Below are 20,107 nucleotides of genomic sequence, written 5' to 3' on the forward strand. Positions count from 1 at the left end.
CCACCTTTTATACGTTATAGTGTACTTCTTCTGTAGCTTTAACCATTAACTCATACTGACGCAAGCGAAGCTGGAATAATGTTAACGGATCATAGTAAGCTTCAGGATTGGCTTTCATATGACTTAAAACGTCTTGATTTTCATTAATATGCGCCTGTGTTTCTTCAATCGTTTCTTTTAAAACCTCTTTTGGCTTTTCAAAGAATAGTTCAATATCAACTTCTAAATTTTTCTCAAATAAATTAAATTGCATAAAAAACTTTGCCAGCATAGATTCTGTGATATCTTGATAGTCTTGACTTTCAATGTACTTTTTATATTGATTATAAAGCAGCGTTTGATTTTGAAGAATGGAAGAAAACAGCTTTCCTGCTCCTTTTAACAAGAGCTGCGTTGGATTAACGCGAAGTAAAATATTTTCTTCATCCAGCTGAACCCGATTAGCCATACGATTAACGTCGCGGCGCCAGTCATCCAGCACTTTAAAATCGCAGGCTAACGTTAATTTTTGCTCATTGTACATCTTATTTAATGACTCTGCTACTTCTTCAATATCTACTTGACTCGCAATCAGCTCTTCATTTGATGTAGCAATCCAGTCCTTTAAAGAAATACGGAACTTAGGTAGGACATCTTGCTGCAAGTGCTCTTCCACGCGCATATTCATTTGTTTATTCAGCTCAATATGAACCGTGCTAAAATCACTGTCTTCCTTCACTAATTCTGAAGACTTTTTGAGTAAACGAGGAATTTTATTTTTTAACTTTTTGCTAATATCCTCTTTGATGCCGTGATAAGCCGAAACAATACTACTCGCTTTTTCTTGTTCTAAGTCATCTACTCGATGCAAGAAGCCATTTAATCGCACAAGCATATCTTCGTTCCATTTAATGCTTTCAATCAAATGATTTTCTGTTTGATTTCTCTTCTCCACTAAGCCCTTTAGCATGCTTTGAATAAAGAACAGCAGTCTGCGCGCACGCTCTTCTACTCCAACGTTGTTTGGATCGTAATAGAAATTAGCTTTAATAAACTGAGCCAAGTCTCCGTGGTGCTGACTCGATACGTAGTGAGGCGTATAGGCTAATACATGCGCCTGCGGGAAATCTGCTCCAATGCTTGCCTCAAATTCTTTTGTAATTCGCTCAATCGTTGCTTGATTATAAAGACTGTCCATATTGTTGATGACAAAATGAACTGGCGTATTTGGCGCATATTCTTTAATCTCCAGCAATAGTTCTCTTTCTTCATCAAGCAGCGATTCTTTTGCATCAAGCACAAACAGTAAACCATCTGCTAAAGGAGCATATTTAAATGCATCCTGCTCACGCGCCTCTTGTTCTGTAAAACTTGGCGTAACAATGCATGAACAATTATGCTTATCAAGGAACGCAAAAGGTTTTTTCACTTCTACAAGCGCCTTGTGAGGAGATTGCTCCGCTCCGTCAATCGTTTCCATCGGAGTGATTTCTTGATCAGCGATTTGCTGGATAGATTCTTCCTCATCATGAATGAACACAAAGGTTGTTTCGTGATTTTGCGGTACCTTTTCTTCTGTAATCGATCCCACAAATGAAGACGTTGCAGCATTTGTTCCGGTAATTAATAAGTGTGTCGTATGAGCATCTAATAAGAAATCTACCCACCATTTAAAAGTATGCCCCACTTCTAAACCATTTTCATTAGCCCATTTAATAATGCCATGGCAAAGCTTGTAGTGATATTCAAGACCATCAATGTCGTTACGCGCCTCAAAAATTAACCTGCCTGCATTTTCGATTGTAATGGTATCAATAGTTGACGGAAACTTTTCATTCCATGAAAGCACGGCCGCAGACGGAAATAACGCACGTGACTTATTGGTAATTTTAAGCCAGTTTGTTAATACGTTCGGAATGACTTCATGCAATTCCTTTACAGAATGATCACTTTCCATTAAGTCAGTGTACGTCTCTTGATAAAGAGTTGAAATCTCTTGCCAATAATCATAGAGGCCCACTTCAATATTCAAGAAAATATCATTGATGGTTTTAATCCAAGCAAGATAAGGAGGCTGACTCTTATATTGTTTCCATAAAGCTGAGACAAGCTGTTTGAAATATACTTGATCCACTTTGTAAAATGAAATCATCACTTGATAAAAATAGTTAGGGATAAAATTTGCTGTATATCCTTTATCTACGTAAGTCTTTAATACCGCAAACCAATTTAACGATTCCGTTCGAATACACTCATCTACCGCAAGCTCTACTGCGCTGTTAAAGTCTTCTTGCTCTTCATAAAATCTGCGTGCAATCGCCGTGACGTTTGGATAATCCGGCTGAGAAGCAACCAGCTCGTTAATAACTTCATAAGCTCGTTCAATATTGTTATGGTCCGTATAAAGCGAAAACAGCTTTAGCGCTATTTCAGCTTTTAATAATTTTGAATCCGTTTCGATGGATAGGTAAAGCTCTTCAGCTAGCGTAGACAACCCCAATTCATAATGTGCGTCGGCTGTATTTTTCTTTGCCCACAGCTTAAACTCGCCATTTACATTCTCCCACTTAAAAATCGCGGACTCAAAATCTTGATTATGGAAGTACACTTCTCCCTGAGCTAAGCGAACGAGCGATAAGTCGTACCACTCTTTTTGCTGCTCTTCGTAATAAGCTTGTCCAAGGACTTTTACAGGCGGCTGATTTTCATTTTCTTGCATAAACGTTTCGTAATATTTCTTTTTCGTTAACTGATATTCTACCGTCATATAGTCTCTCCTTTTTGATGTCAATATTTTATGTACTCTATCAAATTCCCTTTTTTATACTTTTCATACACGATATTTTCTTACTCATATTTTACGCAAAAAAAGCCTCAAGAACTACTCTTAAGGCTTTTTTTATAACTTTTATACTATAAAAATGGCTATTTATCATAAATCGGCGCTGAAATAACAAATATATTAATAGGCATCCCGTCGAAACAGCCCCATTACTTCTACCGTTTCCGTAATATTTACGAAAGCTTCAGGATCCACGGATTGAATTAACTGCTTGAGGTTTGCAAGCTCATAGCGTGAAATTACCGTCATTAATATTTTACGGTCTTCTCTTGAATAAGCTCCTTCACCGTTCATTAACGTCACGCCGCGCACCAAATTCGTAAGAAGCTGCTGCTTCATTTCTTCGCCTTTTCTTGTAATAATTGTTAACGTGAGCTTAATGTGGCGAGTATGAATCGCATCCACTACTTTTCCTGTGACGAAAATCGAAAGCATCGTATATAAAGCCGCGTCCCAATTCACAAAAAAACCTGAAACAAATACAACCACGGCATTCATCGCTGATAATATAGCGCCAAGCGGAAATTCTTTTTTATGCGTAAGAAGCATCGCAATAATATCAAATCCACCTGTCGAAGCTGACTGACGAAAAACAAATCCTACGCCAATTCCAGTTAAAACTCCTCCAAAAACAGCTGACAGAATAGGATCTGTACTAACAGCTCTCAGGGGAATCACGTATAAAGCAATTGATAAAGCCACAACGGACAGCAGCGTATGTAAAACAAACCGCTTTCCTAACTTCATAAAACCAATAATTAAAAGGGGTAAATTCAACAAAAAATTCATTGTTCCCGTGCTTGCAGGCGTTAAAATTCCTATAATCATAGCAATACCGCTAATACCGCTGCTTAGCACTTTATGGGGAATTAAAAACCAATTGTATGCAAATCCAATTAACACAGAACCTGCTATAATAGCAATTGCTCTATACATGATGTCCCTTCACCTCTTACCACAAATATAATGTTTTCATTTATTGCTTCTTTATTATAATTCCTAAAATATTGAAAACCTTAAAAAAAGTATATTCAGAAATTTGCTGTGTTGGTGAGGTGGACAAATGTAAAAAAGCGAAAGAAAAAACCTTAGCGGTGTCCTCTTTCGCTTTAAATTCAAATAGGTTGATTTTTCATGTAGTGAATTTCCCATTTATCTTTCTATACTAATTTTCTCGTTATCAAAATCAGCTTGTTGATATTCTTCTTCAAATACCATAAACCAATACCCCGTCTGATCCTGAGCACATATAGCTTTTCTTACTTCACTCATACCTTTTGGAGTAAAGATGCACGCATAAATTCTTTCTGAATTAATCTCAGCGTCATAATATCGATAAATCATTAAAGCATTAGATTTTTGAGTGGCATTTTTTTGAAGAATCAATTCATTTAGATATTGTATCCTTTCAAAAGACTCTACGAACTGAATTCCTATTACATTATGAGGAATATATTCTTCTTTCGTTTGTGAAAATAACTTTTGAATGGTATCGACATCTTTTTCCCAAACATTTTCTCGTTCTAAATGTAAGGCCAGATATAAAAAGTATTCGTCATCAAATCGAGCATCCCATTTCCACCAAGATAAATCCATTGGTCTAGAACGACCTTTCAAGCAATCGAACTTAGAGTCTTCAATAAAGGCGTCAAAGCCTAACGACTCCCCTAAATGAGCAAAATAATCAATTTCTCGTTTTGTGAACATGGATCGATTATGTAAACTTGATAAATTCATTCTTCGATAGCTCCGTACATAACCATTAAAGAATGACATTAAATTAAAGTATTGCTTTTCCATGAAGGTCTCTCCTCTTTTTTACTTAAGAAGAGACAGCTTCCTAAAGTGAAAGCTGAAAGCTGCCCCTAATCAACAAACATATTCATATTATTTAACTGTAATGGAATCTAGCGTTACTTTTGTTACGGTCTTTTTAGCTCCAGGATGAACTTTTCCAGACCATTCAACTTTGAGAGTATGTTTTCCTGCTTTTAATCCTTTTTTGTTAAACACTGTAGCTTTATACTGTGACTTATCAGCGTACAAATCAACCCAATAAGCGGTGCCGTCTAGTGTTACTTTTGCTTGCCCTTGGGTATTATCCTTAAGCGTATTTAAAGATACTTCAGTTCCATTAAATACAAACTGCATGCTAGCATTTGCTTCATTTACAGCTTTGTATGATCCTCCTGATGAACTGCTGTTTGACACTTTACTCCAGTTTCCTGTATAAGCCAAATTTGTACTAGTATCTTCGTATACCCCAGCAGTTGCTCCGTACTTCACATCTACTTTATAGCTTCCGCTTCCTTTATAAGCGTATACATCTAAATAATAAGTACCATCAGCTGACGCTACAAACGTTAAAGCTTCACTTGAAGTATTCAACTTTTCTGAGTAAGCTACGATACCATCGCTAGAGTTTACAGTTTTTGCATTTTGATTATACAAATACAAATCAAAATCTGTCCCCGTAGCTCCTGATAACGACACCGTAAACTTTTCGCCTTTTGTTAACTTTATTGAATATACATCATCTTTATCTGTGGAAGCGTTCAAGGTAGAGCTTATGCTATTTCCATTTAAAGACACTCCTGGTATTTCTCCATCTATATCAGCTGATACCGCTAATCCAGCGTTAACTAGACCGCCGCTTGCAACTTTTCCTGTTAAAGATGACAGTTTTGTGGTACTTTTCATCAATGTATCTTTTAGTTGTGCAGAACTGAAAGATGGATTTGCTGCTAAAACCAATGATGCTACACCCGTTACATGCGGAGCAGCCATAGATGTTCCACTGAAATAGCCATAACTATTCTCAGGAAGCGTGCTCAAAATAGAAACACCCGGTGCAGCTATATCTACATTTTTACTTCCATAATTCGAAAAATAGCCTAGATTACCTTGGTTATCTACCGCTGCTACAGAAACGATATTAGGTAAGTCAAAAGCAGCTGGATAAGCGGCATAATAATCAATGTTGTCACCATCGTTTCCAGCCGCCGCTATGAACGTAGAGTTTGAGTTTTTAATAACATCATATAAAGCCTGAGAGTACTGTCCGCCTCCCCACGAATTATTAGATATTTTAATACCTTTTGATTTTGCATAATTAATTGCAGCAATGGCATCATCTGTGCTACCGCCATCAGGACCAATAAATTTTAAAGGCATGACTTTGACGTTAGGTGCTACACCCATTACACCCACTGAATTTTCCTTAGCCGCGATTGTTCCAGCTACATGAGTACCATGATCATCTTCGGTTTCGTCATAATAAACATCTTCGTTTCCATCATAAAAATTCCAGCCGTTCACATCGTCTACATAACCATTATGATCATTATCTACTCCGTCACCAGGAATTTCTCCAGTGTTTTTCCAAATATTATCCTTTAAATCCGGGTGATAAATATCTACACCGGTATCAATTAAAGCTACCGTAGTGCTAGCGCTTCCTTTTGTTTTCACCCAAGCGCTTTCAGCGTTTATATCAATACCTTTTTTCCCTGCCACTCCATCTATATACTGACCTGTATTTTTTAATCCCCACATATATTGATAATATGGCTCTGAAACAGCTGCTGGTTTATAAATATAATTAGGTTCAGCATATTCCACAGCGTTGGAAGCATTTAAGCTTTTTAAGATTTCTTTCATAGTTGATACATTCGTATCAAACTTTAACGTTTGAATTCCCAGTTTCTTATCTAACGTTTTATTTAACTTTAACCCTTTTACCTTTGTTTTATCTCCTAGACTACTAATAGACTTATTCGTTTTAAACTTAACAATAATTTCGTCTTTTATGTATCCTCTTTTTGCATCCGCTTCAGTTATCTTTCCTCTTCTAGTTTCCTTTTTAGAGCTACTGCTAAATAAATTTTTTTCTTTTTTCTTCACTTTATTAGCAGGAATTTGGATAGTAGGATTCAACTGTTGCGTAGCCTTTTTCACATTAGAATTAGTACCTGATTCTGCATAACTTGACTCCGCGCCTAGCGTTAATCCAGACACTAATAAACTTACTCCCAATAAAGCACTTAAAGACTTTTTCATATAGGTCCCCCTTATCGATATTCTAAAAATAATACTACAGACCTATAATATCAGTATTTTAAGAAAATATAACTATTTACTTTTAGACATTTTACGACAAAAGAACTATAAATTTATTTACTTGCACCTTTTATTTATAAGAAAAATAAAAAATCGCTATCATTTCATTGATAGCGATCTACGTATTTATCCTCTTATTTTAATGTAAGCACCGCCACATTCTCCACATGTGTCGTATGCGGAAACATATCAACAGGCTGAACTTCAACCGTCTCATATCCGCCTTTTTCTAAAATAGCTAGGTCACGTGCGAGAGTTGCTGGTCCGCATGAAACATAGACAACTTTTTTCGGCTTCATGTCAATGATGGTATTCAAAAGAGCTTCGTCGCATCCTTTTCGCGGCGGATCTACGACGATGACGTCCGCTTTGATGCCTTGTTTGTACCAGTTTGGAATGACGACTTCTGCTTCGCCTACTTCAAATTCAGCGTTGTGAATACCGTTTAGCTCAGCGTTGCGCTTTGCATCTTCAATCGCTTCAGGCACGATTTCAACGCCATATACTTTTTTCGCTTTTTGAGCGAGAAATAACGAGATTGTTCCGATTCCACAGTAGGCGTCAATGACCGTTTCTTCTCCTGTTAAATCTGCATACTCAAGCGCTTTGTCATAAAGCACTTTCGTTTGCTCAGGGTTTACTTGGTAAAATGATTTTGCTGAAATGGCAAATTTAACGTCGCCGATATAGTCGTAAATATATTCTTCTCCCCAAAGTACGTTCGTTTGGTTCCCTAAAATGACGTTTGTGCGCTTGCTGTTTACGTTTTGAACAATTGATTTCACGTTCGGCACGGCTTCGATAATGTCTTCTATAATACGCTTTTTGTTTGGCAGCTCAGCTGTACGAGTTACAATGACAACCATAATTTCACCCGTTACAAGTCCGTAGCGCGCCATGATATGACGAAGCGATCCTTTATGCTTTTGTTCTTGATAAGCAGAAACGCCATGCTTTTCACAGATTGATTTGACAGCTTGAACAACATCATCATTTGCCTGCTGCTGAATCAAACAGGCATCCATGTTAATGATGTCGTGGCTTCGCTGCTGATAAAATCCAGCGACCAAACCGCCTTCTCGTTCTGCTACGGGAACTTGAGCTTTGTTTCGATAGCGCCAAGGATCGTTCATTCCTAGCGTCGAATGTACCGGAACGTCAGGCAAATGGCCAATTCGCGCCATGACGTCTTTTACTTGCTTTTGTTTAAATTGCAGCTGTCCTTCATAGCTTACATGCTGCAGCTGACAGCCTCCGCACTGCTTGTAGACCGGACAGGGTGCTTCAACACGCTGCTCACTAATGGTATGGTGCTTGATAAGCTTGCCAAACGCATAGCCTTTTTTTACTTTAATGACTTTTACTTGGCCGCTTTCGCCGGGCAGCGCATTTTGAACAAAAATAGGAAATCCGTTCACTTTCGCTACACCCGCTCCGTCATGCGTTAAATCTTCAAACGCAACATCTATATATTCATTTTTTTCTACAGGTGGTTTTAATTTTTCCATTTATCGTTACATCCTTTTAGTCATTTGAAAATGCTGAACTGATTGTACCATAAGAGCGAAAGCCAAACAAAGAAAAGCATGAAAAAAGATCGCAATTAGGCGATCTCATTTTTTTCCATCAATTCAGCTGTTGCTTTTGGAACAAAGATTTCTACATGGCGATATAAGTTTACAAATTCCCCAGGCAATAACCCTCCGTACTCGCCATCTAGATTTAGCTGCATTTTATCATTTGTATGAATTTTAACACGGTTTGCTTTTGTATAAATAATATGAGGATCATTGATATGTTCTCCTCGCAGCGCAAGTGTCGCAATTCGAATAAATTCAGCTAAATTTGCTTTCTTTAAAATAATTAAATCAAACATGCCGTCATCTAAAGAAGAATCTGGTGCCAGCTTTTCAAAACCGCCGACTGAGTTCGTTAAGGAAACGAGGAAGAACATAATCTCGCCGCCAAAGAATTTTCCGTCATACTCAATTTCAACAGATGTTGGTTTAATAGAAGGAAGCATTTCCATGCCTTTTAAATAGTAAGCTAGCTGTCCAAGCATTGTTTTTAACTTGCTTGGCACTTCATATGTTAGTTCAGTTAAACGGCCGCCTCCGGCGATATTTACAAAGTAATGCGTTTCTCCGTCGTTTGTTACACAGCCTAAATCAATTGGCTTTGTTATGCCCTCTACAATGACATCAATAGCGCCTTCAATCGTACGCGGCACATTAATGGCACGAGCAAAGTCATTGGTTGTTCCAACAGGAATAATACCTAGCTGCGGACGATAGTCTTGTCCAGCGATACCGTTTACGACTTCATTGATGGTACCGTCTCCACCAGCTGCGATTACAACGTCAAAGCGACGTTCTACTGCTACTTTAGCAGCTTCTGTTGCATCACCAGCGCAAGTTGTAGCATGACAAGATGTTTCATAGCCTGCTTGCTCTAGCTTTTGCAAAACTTCCGGTAAGTTTTTCTTAAAAATTTCACGGCCCGATGTCGGGTTATAAATAATTCTCGCTCTTTTCATATTCATCATCCTAATAATGATAATTTGTCACAAATCTTTGCCTACTTTTATCAGTGAAAGAATGCCCCCTCACATTACATCATCAACAAGAGGGGGCATGAACAAACATATTATAAAGAAATTAACCTTGATATACAATATTCACGTTTCGGTTTTTATTCATACCTTCAGCGCGATCGCCCTTACTCATAATAAATGTGAGATGGAAACCCACCTCACATTTAGTTATCAAATTTAGCGTTTATTAATTTCTTCTAAAAGAATTTTATTAACCATCGGTGGGTTCGCTTGGCCTTTTGAAGCTTTCATAATTTGACCAACTAAGAAGCCAATGGCACGATCCTTACCGTTTTTGAAATCTTCAATAGATTGAGGGTTTGCATCTAATGCATCTGTTACGAATTTGCGTAAAGTTGCATCATCAGAAATTTGTACAAGACCTTTTTCTTTTACAATTTTCTTTGCATCTCCGCCATTTTCAATTAATTCTTTGAATACTTTTTTCGCAATTTTAGACGAAATCGTACCTTCTTGAATTAATTGAATCATACCAGCTAGGCCTTCAGGTGTTAAAGCTACATCTGAAAGTTCTTTTTGGTTTGAGTTTAAGTAAGCAGAAACTTCACCCATTAACCAGTTAGAAGATAGCTTCGCGTCTCCGCCTGCAGCAAGTGTTGCTTCAAAGAAATCAGACATTTCTTTTGTTAGCGTTAATACCATTGCATCATAAGCAGGTAAGCCAAGCTCTTCTACATAGCGCTTTTTACGAGCATCTGGAAGTTCAGGAATCGAAGCACGAACGCGTTCTTTCCACTCTTCGTCGATGTGTAATTCTAATAAGTCAGGCTCTGGGAAGTAGCGGTAGTCGTCAGACCCTTCTTTTACACGCATTAGAATTGTTTCGCCCGTAGACTCGTCAAAACGGCGTGTTTCTTGCTCGATTAAGCCACCAGACAATAACACTTTTTCTTGACGAATTTCTTCGTGTTCAAGACCGCGGCGCACATAGTTAAATGAGTTTAAGTTCTTTAACTCAGCTTTTGTACCGAATTCTTCTTGTCCAACTGGACGTAAAGAAATATTGGCATCACAGCGAAGTGAACCTTCTTCCATTTTACAATCAGATACGCCTGTATATTGAATAATTGATTTTAATTTTTCTAAATAAGCATATGCTTCTTCAGGAGAACGCATATCTGCTTCTGATACAATCTCAATCAGAGGTGTACCTTGACGGTTAAAGTCTACTAGTGAATAGCCATCGCCTGTATGCGTTAGCTTACCAGCATCTTCTTCTAAATGAAGTCGGTTGATACGAATACGCTTCGTTTCACCTTTAACTTCTACTTCAATCCAACCGTTCTCGCCAATTGGTTTATCAAATTGAGAGATTTGATAAGCTTTTGGGTTATCCGGATAGAAATAGTTTTTACGGTCAAACTTTGTATCTGTTGCGATTTCACAGTTTAGCGCAAGCGCTGCTTTCATTGCAAAATCAACTGCTTCTTTGTTTAACACAGGTAATACGCCAGGATAACCTAAGTCAATTACACTTGTGTTAGCATTTGGAGCCGCACCAAATGCGTTTGGACTTGCTGAGAAAATTTTAGATTTTGTCTTAAGCTCAACGTGTACTTCAAGACCAATAATCGTTTCAAAGTTCATCTTTATCTCACCCCTTACAGTGCTGGTTTCGCTTTATGATGCTCAGTTGCTTGTTCGAATGCATGAGCAACACGATAGATTGTGCTTTCGTCGAAATGCTTACCGATAATTTGTAACCCTAATGGCAATCCATTTGATAAGCCGCAAGGCACAGAAATACCAGGTACTCCAGCAAGGTTTACTGGGATTGTTAAAATATCGTTTGCATACATTGTTAATGGATCGTCTGTTTTCTCACCAATTTTGAATGATGGAGTTGGTGTAGTTGGTCCAATGATAACGTCATAGTTTTCAAATACAGACTCAAAGTCTTGCTTAATTAACGTACGTACTTGCTGTGCTTTTTTGTAGTAAGCATCATAATAACCAGAGCTTAACGCAAATGTTCCAAGCATGATACGGCGTTTTACTTCGTTTCCAAAGCCTTCGCTTCGAGACTGCTTGTACATTTCGATTAAGTTCTCCGCATTATCTGTACGGTATCCGTAGCGAACGCCATCAAAACGAGATAAGTTAGCAGACGCTTCAGAAGAAGATAATAGATAATACGTAGCTAATGCGTATTTAGAGTGTGGAAGCGATACTTCTTCCCAAGTTGCTCCTAGTCCTTCTAACACTTTTAGTGCATCTAAAACAGACTGGCGAGCTTCTTCGCCCACACCTTCGCCTAAGTATTCTTTTGGAACAGCAATTTTAAGACCTTTTACGTCACCTGTTAAAGCAGATACATAATCCGGTACATCAACATTAGCAGAAGTAGAATCCATTGGGTCTACGCCTGAAATTGCTTGAAGTAAATATGCATTATCTTCAACAGAATTTGTGATTGGTCCGATTTGATCTAAAGAAGATGCAAATGCCACTAATCCGTAACGAGATACGCGACCATACGTTGGTTTTAATCCGACAACACCGCAATAAGCAGCTGGCTGACGAATTGAACCACCTGTATCAGAACCTAAAGAAAACGGAACTTCGCCTGCTGCCACAGCTGCAGCTGAACCACCGCTAGATCCACCTGGTACGTAATCTAAATTCCATGGGTTGCGCGTTAACTGAAGACCTGAGTTTTCAGTTGAAGAACCCATTGCGAATTCATCCATATTTAATTTACCGATTGTTACCGCTTCAGCTGCCTGTAATTTTTGAACAACTGTTGCATCATAAATCGGATCAAAGTTTGCTAGAATTTTACTAGAGCAAGTTGTACGTAAATCTTTTGTGACAATATTATCTTTTACACCGATTGGCATACCAAATAATAGGCCAAATTCATCTTTTGTTTGTAATGCTTCATCAAGCTCTTTTGCATAAGCACGAGCATTGTCTTCATTAAGCGCTAAGAACGCACCTACTTTATCATCTACTTCATTAATACGTTTGTATGATTCGTCTACTAAATCTTGTACACGTACTTCTTTCTTGTGTAAAAGGCTATGTAGTTCTGAAAGTTTACGATCGAATAAAGACATCGTAAAGCCTCCTTCCTTATTCTAAAATAGTTGGTACTCGAATGTAGCCATCCTTGTGGTCTGGCGCATTTTTTACTACGTCTTCAATTGGTAAACCTTTAGCTGGCTTATCTTCACGCATTACGTTTTTCATATCCAATACGTGAGAAGTTGGTTTTACATTTGTAGTATCTAACTCATCTAATTGTTCTGCATATGTAATAATAGCATCTAATTGTTTTGTAAATAGTTCTGCTTCGTCATCCGTCACCGCAAGTCTCGCTAAGTTTGCAACGTGCTTTACTTGATCAACAGAAATTCTTGACATGTTCCTTCACCTCCGAATATTCGTCCCACTACAATATACTGATAATACCAAACTTCACTAGCAACAGGCAACATTTCTGAGACTAGTTCCTAAAATATTAAAAACCCCGCCAGACAAGACAGGGCTTACATTTATCACTTCTATTTTATACCAAATCTATTTCATTCAAACAACATTCCATACTTTTCCTTCGTCATAAAATATTTCTCTCTTGCATAGGTATAAAATAACCTTCTTTTTAGAAAAGATAGATAGAAAGAGAAACATGCTTTAGATGAACACACCACTATGTTTTAATTTCACTAGTCTTTGGGAAAGTAAAGAAAACGAATAACTACTTTACCGTAAAAGAGGTGCTATAAAAATTGAATAAAATACTTATACAGTCAGTCATCCACCAGCGCCCTGTGTATCAGCAAAGCGGAAGATGGTTTGTATTAGATGAAGAATTCAAGTGGGATTTGTCCACCTTGCAAAAAGATGTTTTTGCTTGTTTAAATAAAGCCTTTCATATTCCTATCATTTTTTGTGATTCGTGCGAAGCCAATAAAATTGTCTCTGCCCTTGGAGAAGAAGAAACAGAGTACCTCCAGTTTGCATCAGGCGTTTACTGGCGAGAAGTAGGCATTATATTTATTTTTAAATTTGATGACTATCTTCCGCTCATTGAAACGATCTTTCACGAGCTGCGCCACTATATTCAAGATCACATCCCTTATTATCAGAAAGAATTTGAGCTGGATAAAAAGCGCCCGTATGAAGAGCGGACAACCGAACAAGATGCATTTGCATTTGCTGCTTATTATCTTGCTAAGTTTACGAAACAAAATTCTCACGCCATTTCTTCATAGGAGGCAATTTCATAGAATTAAAAACAGACACTGCTTGAGCAGTGTCTGTTTTGCTTACTCTTCGTAAATATGAACGAACGGCTTGTCTTCATCTGCTTTTCTAACAATGAGAGCTTCCGGTCCGCTTACTGAGTTAATAGAGATACTCGTTTCCATATATGAAGGGAAATGATCAAGCATTAAACCAGCAACGTACTGAGTAAATCCTACAATTTCACCTTTTCCGTAAAATTGTACGGGAATATCAATCGTCATTTTTTGAAGCTGTCCATCTTTGTAATACCCTTTCCCTACTACGCTTGTAAAGTTCGGGAAGTAGTCTTCGATTTGCGCTTTAAACTCATCAAATTTCATCGCATCGTCTCGATGATCTTTTGTTGCATCTGATGATGGGAATAAATAATATTGCTCGTCTAAATTATCCCAGCTGCCAACGGCCGTATCATTTGAACCTGCATTTCCGACAGCTATAAAGTTACCCGGTGTTAAAGAAGACTTAGCACTTTGTTTGAATAATGCTACTCGAACTGGCACATTTTCTAGGCCTTTGATGTCGCGCATACGCTTAACAATCTCATCTGCCATTTGCTTTCCTTGGGCTTCAATCTCTTTATTTGTAAGCTTCACTTCACGGGCATAACCATTTTCTTCCGTATAATAATGAACGGAATTCATCGCCAGGCCAATTGTGACGCCTCCAAGTTTTACCTTGTCATCTCCGTCTTGGATAAGGTAATCTTGCTCAGTAATGTTCGCTAAGTACATTGGACTTGTTTCGTTACGAGTTTTCAAATCGCCTTTTTCTGTATCAATTGGGTTTAACCCAGTGTTTTTAAGCTTCTTTTTCGCCGTATCATCTTTTGCTTTGCTTTGAAGATCTTTAAACTGTTTATCACTCAGCTTACGGCTTAACCATGAGCGAATAGTATCTTTATCAAGATACTGGCCTTCTTGATACACATATTTTTTCGGAGAATAGCTATCTGTCGATAAGCGCATTAAGCCTGTTTCAAATTCTTGCGCATCCAAGCGGTTGTTTAAGTTTGCTGCTACTAAGCCTCTTGCCACTCCCGCTTTAAATGGAAGAATTGTTCGGTAATAATCATCTGAAATACTATACTTCGGAATAACTGCTTTTTCTTTCTTGTTGTTGGTTTGTTGAACAGTCTCTTTATCGTCCGAAAGATTCGGTGCACACGCTGAAGTTACAAGCATGACCGCAAGAGAAAGTAACAATATCTTTTTCAACTACACACACCTCTTATTTATTTAATTCCGTAAGTAGCCTTGCCTCATCCCATACTTCAATTTCAAGCTCGTTAGCTTTTATCAGTTTGGAACCAGCCTCTTCCCCTGCCACAACAAGGTCTGTCTTTTTACTTACGCTTCCTGTGACTTTACCGCCAAGTGCTTCAATTTGTGCTTTTGCCTCATTGCGAGATAGCTGTTCAAGCTTACCTGTTAATACAACGGTTTTACCAGCAAAAACAGAATCTACATTTTCTACACTTACAAGCTTGGGTCCTTTGTATGTAAGGTTTACTCCATACTCTTTTAATTCATGTATAAGTTCTTGAACCTCTTCTTGTGTAAAGTAAGCGACAATAGCATCAGCCATTTTGGCACCAATTTCATTAATTGCCACTAATTCATCATACGTTGCTTTTGTTAACTTGTCTATGGTTTCAAAGTGCTGAGCTAACGTCTTTGCAGCTTTTGCTCCGACATGGCGAATACCCAAACCAAAAAGCAAACGCTCAAGCGAATTTTCTTTCGATGTTTCGATGGCTGCAATCAAATTATCAGCAGATTTCTCACCCATGCGCTCAAGCTCGATTAACTGCTGTTTTGTCAGCGTATAAATATCCGCTACGTCTTTAATTAACTGTTCGCGAAATAATTGCGATATAACTTTTTCACCAAGTCCATCAATGTTCATCGCATTGCGGGACACGAAATGAATAAGTCCTTCACGAATTTGAGCAGGACAGCTTGGATTAATGCAGCGAAGCGCAACTTCTCCTTCTAAACGCACCAGTTCACTTTCACATTCCGGACAGTGAGTAGGCATCGTAAACTCTTGCTCTTCTCCCGTTCGCTTCTCTTCAATCACATTCACTACCTCAGGAATAATATCTCCTGCTTTTTTCACTACGACATAATCTCCGATGCGAATGTCTTTTTCGCGAATCAAATCTTCATTGTGAAGAGACGCACGCTGTACCGTCGTACCTGCTACTTGAACAGGCTCCAAAATAGCTGTTGGCGTAATGACACCTGTACGGCCTACCGTCAGCTCAATATCTACAAGCTTGGTTACGACTTCTTCAGCAGGAAACTTATAAGCAATAGCCCAACGTGGACTTTTGGCCGTTGTTCCAAGCTCAGCCTGCTGATCAAATGAATCTACTTTTACAACAATGCCATCAATATCATAAGATAGCTCTGGACGTTGCGTTTGCCAGCTTTCGATGTAAGCAATCACATCATCAATAGTTTCACACGTCTGTCTTTCCTTATTTGTTTTAAAACCAAGCTCATCCAGTAAATTCAAACTTTCGCTGTGAGAGTCGATTTCTAATTCTCCTGTATCAGTCATGGCATATACAAAGATATCTAAATTACGTTTTGCCGCAATTTTAGGATCTAGCTGACGCAGTGAGCCTGCAGCTGCGTTACGCGGGTTAGCAAACGGAACCTCATCCCTTTTCATTTTTGCTTCATTAAGTGCTTCGAATGATTTTCTTGGCATAAATGCTTCTCCGCGAACTTCCATTGATAATGGTTCTTTAATTCGCAGTGGAATAGAGCGAATTGTTTTCAAGTTTTCAGTAATATTTTCACCAGTTGTACCGTCACCGCGCGTAGCTCCCAGCACTAAGTATCCATCTTCATAGCGAAGAGATACGGCAAGGCCGTCAATTTTAAGTTCGCATACATAAGAAAACTCATCTCCAACGGCTTGGCGCACTCGGCGATCAAAATCCCGAAGGTCTTCTTCATTAAATGCATTTCCTAAACTCAGCATAGACGTTTGATGCTGAACCTTCTCAAACGCATCGAGCACTTGGCCGCCGATGCGCTGAGTAGGTGAGTCAGCTGTTTTTAATTCTGGAAATGATTCTTCTATCTCAATTAACTCATTCATTAATTTATCGTATTCTGCATCTGGAACAGATGGCTGATCTAACACATAATATTCATAGCCATATTGATTTAATAAGTCGCGTAATTCTTGAACGCGTGATTTTGCTGTCTCAAACTCCATATTCTAGCTCCTTTTCACGATTACACTTTCGTAACCGGGGCAAATTTAGCAAGCAGTCTTTTTACACCTGTAGGACTAGGAAAAGCAATGTCTAATTCTTTTGAATCTCCTTCTCCTTTTACACTTACAACTGTACCAATTCCCCATTTTTTATGCTCGGCCTTGTCTCCAACGCTCCATCCAATTGATTCACTGCCTGTTGACACAAGCTTCGTTTTTGCCACGGCCGCTTGTCGGCGCGCTGCAAAAGGCGAAGCTGAAGCCCCTGAACGACCAGCAGTAGGTTTGCGCATTGCTTCATTTAAAGATTCCACAAGCTCGCTTGGGATTTCTCCAATGAAGCGCGATTTTGGATTAACGTTTGTTTTACCAAATAGTGTACGCATTTGAGCATTTAATAAATACAATTCTTGTTCAGCACGCGTAATCCCTACGTAGGCTAAGCGTCGCTCTTCTTCCATTTCATTATCTTCGAATAATGATCGGCTATGAGGGAATACGCCTTCTTCCATACCCATTAGGAAAACAACCGGGAACTCTAGACCTTTTGCTGAGTGAAGCGTCATCAGAATCACTTGTTCGTTCTCTTCTTCTTCCTCGTCGTCAAGCTTATCGATATCAGCAACAAGTGCTAAATCGGTTAAAAATGCTACTAAGCTTTTATCTTCACTTGCTTCTTCAAACGTTTTTGTGACAGATAAAAACTCATCAATATTCTCTAAGCGGCTTTGTGCTTCAATTGTTTTTTCCACTTTAAGCGCTTCACGGTATCCTGTTCTTTCTAATACTTGTTCCACAAGCTCTGTAACAGACATATAGTCTTGCATTTGAGCTAAGTTCGAAATCATCGATTGGAAATCACGAAGGGCTTTTGTTGCTTTGCCTGTTAACCCCATTAATTCTACTTCATCCAGTGCTTTGAAAATCGAAATGTCATGAACGTTTCCGTAATTGGCCACTTTATCGACTGAAGTAGCTCCAACTCCGCGCTTTGGAACGTTCACAATACGAGCTAAGCTAATGTCATCATCTTGGTTGGCAATTAAGCGCAAGTACGCAAGTAAATCTTTAATCTCTTTGCGGTCGTAGAACTTAATGCCGCCGACAATTGTATAATTAATATTGGATTTTAACAGCACTTCCTCCATCACACGAGACTGTGCATTTGTACGATACAAAATGGCAAAATCACTGTATTTACGCTTTCCGCTGTCTACTGCTTCTTTAATTTTACGTGCTACAAACTGTGCCTCATCATGCTCACTCATTGCTTGGTAATGGTAAATCTTCTGGCCTTCATCGTTTTCCGTCCATAAGTTTTTCACTTTACGATTCATATTGTTTGCAATGACGCCGTTTGCCGCAGCCAAAATCGTTTTAGTTGAACGATAATTTTGTTCAAGCAAAATGGTTTTCGCTTTTGGGTAATCTTTTTCAAATGACAAGATATTTGTAATATCAGCCCCGCGCCAGCGGTAAATAGACTGATCTGAATCCCCTACTACGCATACATTTTCAAATCTTGCAGCTAGCAAGCGAACCAGCATATACTGTGCATGGTTTGTATCTTGATACTCGTCCACATGAATATATTGAAACTTGCGCTGATAGTAAGTTAACACTTCAGGAACTCGTTTAAATAGCTGAATCGTTGTCATAATCAAATCATCAAAATCAAGCGCTTGGTTTTTCTTTAAACGCTTTTCATACTCTTTGTAGACTTTGCTTACAACTTCTTCATACGGTCCCGCTGCTGTTTTATCAAATTCTTCCGCTACTTTCAGTTCATTTTTAGCTGAACTAATGCTTCCTAATAACGAGCGCGGATCGAATTTTTTCGGATCGATGTTTTGATCTTTTAAAATATTTTTAATAACGGACAGCTGATCCGTTGAATCTAAAATCGTAAAGTTACGATTAAAGCCAATACGATCAATATCTCTTCGTAAAATACGCACGCACATCGAGTGGAACGTTGAAATCCAGATATCTTCTGCCACTCCGCCAACGATACTTCCCACACGCTCTCTCATTTCACGAGCTGCTTTGTTTGTAAAAGTAATGGCTAAAATATTCCAAGGTGCAACTTCTTTTTCTGCCATTAAAAACGCAATTCGATGCGTTAATACACGTGTTTTTCCACTTCCTGCACCGGCCATAAGTAATAGTGGTCCGTCTGTTGTTTTAACTGCCTCTTGTTGCTGAGGGTTTAATCCTGTTAATAATTTTTCACTTAAAAAATTCACGTTTTCACCGCCTATATCGAACATATATTCTCTATTCTACTTTATTTATTTTTCACTGTGCAATATTCTTTTTTACTGCTTTTACAGTTTTTAACGCTTCCGATAAATTTGTATAAATAACATTTCCTACAATCACCGTATCGGCTAGCTTTCCCATCTCACTCGCTTGCTCTTTTGTCTCAATACCTCCGCCGTAAAATAACTTCGTCTCATTTAGCGAATTTTTCACTTCTGCCACTAATTCAGGATCTCCATACGTTCCGCTGTATTCTAGATAGAAAACGGGCAAATGAAACATGCGTTCAGCCATACGAGCATACGCTACAACGTCTTCTGCATCCAAATCTGTTTTCGCTTCCGTTAGCGCAGCTACTTTTGCTTCGGGGTTAAGTACGCAGTATCCTTCTACAAAAATTTCATCCCAGTCCATGATCTCTCCGTATTCCTTCATCGCCGCGTGATGTAAATCAACAATCCACTTTGGATCCTTGCTGTTTAAAACGGTCGGAATAAAATAAGAATCAAACCCAGGTGTTACAGAGTCAATTGTTGATACTTCAAGCGCACACGGCACCGTGTAGCGGCGAATACGCATTAACAGCTGCAGTACATTGTCTAGAGTCACTCCATCAGATCCTCCGACAAGAACCGCATCCGTGCCGGATTCGCAAATTTTCTCCAAATCTGCATCTGAAATCTCTTTATTAGGATCTAATTTAAAGACATGTCTCCACTCTTTAATATCATACATATATGTTCCTCCATTTCTTTACACTTAAAAGTTCGCGCTCGTCCATTTGTTCATTATAACAAAACTAAGAG

Annotated in this window: 14 protein-coding genes; 1 reads left to right on the forward strand and 13 read right to left on the reverse strand. The window is 38.6% G+C overall.

The genetic code is table 11. The features are described 5' to 3' along the window. Window positions 1-7 precede the first annotated feature (7 nt). The 9 genes from ACFX4E_RS23290 to gatC all read right to left on the reverse strand — a co-directional run bounded on the left by ACFX4E_RS23290 (window position 8) and on the right by gatC (window position 12,920). Window positions 8-2,746: a GTPase domain-containing protein gene (locus ACFX4E_RS23290; RefSeq protein WP_377259559.1), complete on the reverse strand. Its 2,739-nt coding sequence runs from the start codon at window positions 2,744-2,746 to the stop codon at window positions 8-10. A 195-nt stretch (window positions 2,747-2,941) separates the two neighbouring features. Next, window positions 2,942-3,757 (reverse strand): YitT family protein, encoded by an 816-nt coding sequence (locus ACFX4E_RS23295; RefSeq protein WP_013055060.1) that lies wholly within the window; start codon window positions 3,755-3,757, stop codon window positions 2,942-2,944. A 216-nt stretch (window positions 3,758-3,973) separates the two neighbouring features. Continuing rightward, on the reverse strand, window positions 3,974-4,621 hold the full coding sequence (locus ACFX4E_RS23300) for a hypothetical protein (RefSeq protein ID WP_377238964.1): 648 nt from the start codon (window positions 4,619-4,621) through the stop codon (window positions 3,974-3,976). Window positions 4,622-4,708: 87 nt separating this feature from the next. Beyond that, window positions 4,709-6,880 carry a S8 family serine peptidase gene (locus ACFX4E_RS23305; RefSeq protein ID WP_377238966.1) on the reverse strand — a complete coding sequence of 724 codons (2,172 nt, stop codon included), beginning with the start codon at window positions 6,878-6,880 and terminating at the stop codon, window positions 4,709-4,711. 194 nt (window positions 6,881-7,074) lie between these two features. Beyond that, window positions 7,075-8,448: a 23S rRNA (uracil(1939)-C(5))-methyltransferase RlmD gene (gene rlmD, locus ACFX4E_RS23310; RefSeq protein WP_013081455.1), complete on the reverse strand. Its 1,374-nt coding sequence runs from the start codon at window positions 8,446-8,448 to the stop codon at window positions 7,075-7,077. 95 nt (window positions 8,449-8,543) lie between these two features. Continuing rightward, window positions 8,544-9,476: a diacylglycerol kinase gene (locus ACFX4E_RS23315; protein WP_098332816.1), complete on the reverse strand. Its 933-nt coding sequence runs from the start codon at window positions 9,474-9,476 to the stop codon at window positions 8,544-8,546. A 234-nt stretch (window positions 9,477-9,710) separates the two neighbouring features. Further along, window positions 9,711-11,141: an Asp-tRNA(Asn)/Glu-tRNA(Gln) amidotransferase subunit GatB gene (gatB, locus tag ACFX4E_RS23320; RefSeq protein ID WP_013055057.1), complete on the reverse strand. Its 1,431-nt coding sequence runs from the start codon at window positions 11,139-11,141 to the stop codon at window positions 9,711-9,713. Between the two features lie 14 nt (window positions 11,142-11,155). Further along, complete coding sequence (gatA, locus tag ACFX4E_RS23325) at window positions 11,156-12,613, reverse strand: Asp-tRNA(Asn)/Glu-tRNA(Gln) amidotransferase subunit GatA (protein WP_013055056.1); 1,458 nt, start codon at window positions 12,611-12,613, stop codon at window positions 11,156-11,158. 16 nt (window positions 12,614-12,629) lie between these two features. Then, window positions 12,630-12,920: an Asp-tRNA(Asn)/Glu-tRNA(Gln) amidotransferase subunit GatC gene (gene gatC / locus ACFX4E_RS23330; RefSeq protein ID WP_013055055.1), complete on the reverse strand. Its 291-nt coding sequence runs from the start codon at window positions 12,918-12,920 to the stop codon at window positions 12,630-12,632. A gap of 365 nt (window positions 12,921-13,285) precedes the next feature. On the opposite strand from gatC, the gene ACFX4E_RS23335 reads away from it, so the two are divergent. After that, window positions 13,286-13,771: a DUF3920 family protein gene (locus tag ACFX4E_RS23335; protein ID WP_098248761.1), complete on the forward strand. Its 486-nt coding sequence runs from the start codon at window positions 13,286-13,288 to the stop codon at window positions 13,769-13,771. Window positions 13,772-13,825: 54 nt separating this feature from the next. On the opposite strand, the gene ACFX4E_RS23340 is transcribed toward ACFX4E_RS23335, so the two are convergent. Genes ACFX4E_RS23340 through pcrB form a run of 4 tightly spaced genes read right to left on the reverse strand, consistent with a single transcriptional unit; the run spans window position 13,826 to window position 20,036 of the window. Beyond that, window positions 13,826-15,019 (reverse strand): CamS family sex pheromone protein, encoded by a 1,194-nt coding sequence (locus ACFX4E_RS23340; protein WP_098248760.1) that lies wholly within the window; start codon window positions 15,017-15,019, stop codon window positions 13,826-13,828. A 13-nt stretch (window positions 15,020-15,032) separates the two neighbouring features. Next, a complete protein-coding gene (gene ligA, locus ACFX4E_RS23345; protein WP_377238967.1) occupies window positions 15,033-17,039 on the reverse strand; it encodes an NAD-dependent DNA ligase LigA in 2,007 nt (668 codons plus the stop codon). Window positions 17,040-17,059: 20 nt separating this feature from the next. Beyond that, a complete protein-coding gene (gene pcrA / locus ACFX4E_RS23350) occupies window positions 17,060-19,309 on the reverse strand; it encodes a DNA helicase PcrA (RefSeq protein WP_377238968.1) in 2,250 nt (749 codons plus the stop codon). 28 nt (window positions 19,310-19,337) lie between these two features. Further along, complete coding sequence (gene pcrB / locus ACFX4E_RS23355; RefSeq protein ID WP_132019042.1) at window positions 19,338-20,036, reverse strand: heptaprenylglyceryl phosphate synthase; 699 nt, start codon at window positions 20,034-20,036, stop codon at window positions 19,338-19,340. Window positions 20,037-20,107: the final 71 nt, after the last annotated feature.

Origin of the sequence: Priestia sp. YIM B13491, assembly GCF_042787605.1 — a bacterium.
Lineage (GTDB): Bacteria > Bacillota > Bacilli > Bacillales > Bacillaceae_H > Priestia > Priestia megaterium_E.

What these genes read in the sequence shown, in the direction of transcription:
- gatC (WP_013055055.1), bottom strand. Translation starts at nt 12,920, where the DNA reads ATGTCAAGAATTTCTGTTGATCAAGTAAAGCACGTTGCAAACTTAGCG.
- pcrB (WP_132019042.1), bottom strand. Translation starts at nt 20,036, where the DNA reads ATGTATGATATTAAAGAGTGGAGACATGTCTTTAAATTAGATCCTAAT.
- ACFX4E_RS23295 (WP_013055060.1), bottom strand. Translation starts at nt 3,757, where the DNA reads ATGTATAGAGCAATTGCTATTATAGCAGGTTCTGTGTTAATTGGATTT.
- ligA (WP_377238967.1), bottom strand. Translation starts at nt 17,039, where the DNA reads ATGGAGTTTGAGACAGCAAAATCACGCGTTCAAGAATTACGCGACTTA.
- rlmD (WP_013081455.1), bottom strand. Translation starts at nt 8,448, where the DNA reads ATGGAAAAATTAAAACCACCTGTAGAAAAAAATGAATATATAGATGTT.
- ACFX4E_RS23300 (WP_377238964.1), bottom strand. Translation starts at nt 4,621, where the DNA reads ATGGAAAAGCAATACTTTAATTTAATGTCATTCTTTAATGGTTATGTA.
- ACFX4E_RS23305 (WP_377238966.1), bottom strand. Translation starts at nt 6,880, where the DNA reads ATGAAAAAGTCTTTAAGTGCTTTATTGGGAGTAAGTTTATTAGTGTCT.
- gatA (WP_013055056.1), bottom strand. Translation starts at nt 12,613, where the DNA reads ATGTCTTTATTCGATCGTAAACTTTCAGAACTACATAGCCTTTTACAC.
- pcrA (WP_377238968.1), bottom strand. Translation starts at nt 19,309, where the DNA reads ATGTTCGATATAGGCGGTGAAAACGTGAATTTTTTAAGTGAAAAATTA.
- gatB (WP_013055057.1), bottom strand. Translation starts at nt 11,141, where the DNA reads ATGAACTTTGAAACGATTATTGGTCTTGAAGTACACGTTGAGCTTAAG.
- ACFX4E_RS23315 (WP_098332816.1), bottom strand. Translation starts at nt 9,476, where the DNA reads ATGAAAAGAGCGAGAATTATTTATAACCCGACATCGGGCCGTGAAATT.
- ACFX4E_RS23290 (WP_377259559.1), bottom strand. Translation starts at nt 2,746, where the DNA reads ATGACGGTAGAATATCAGTTAACGAAAAAGAAATATTACGAAACGTTT.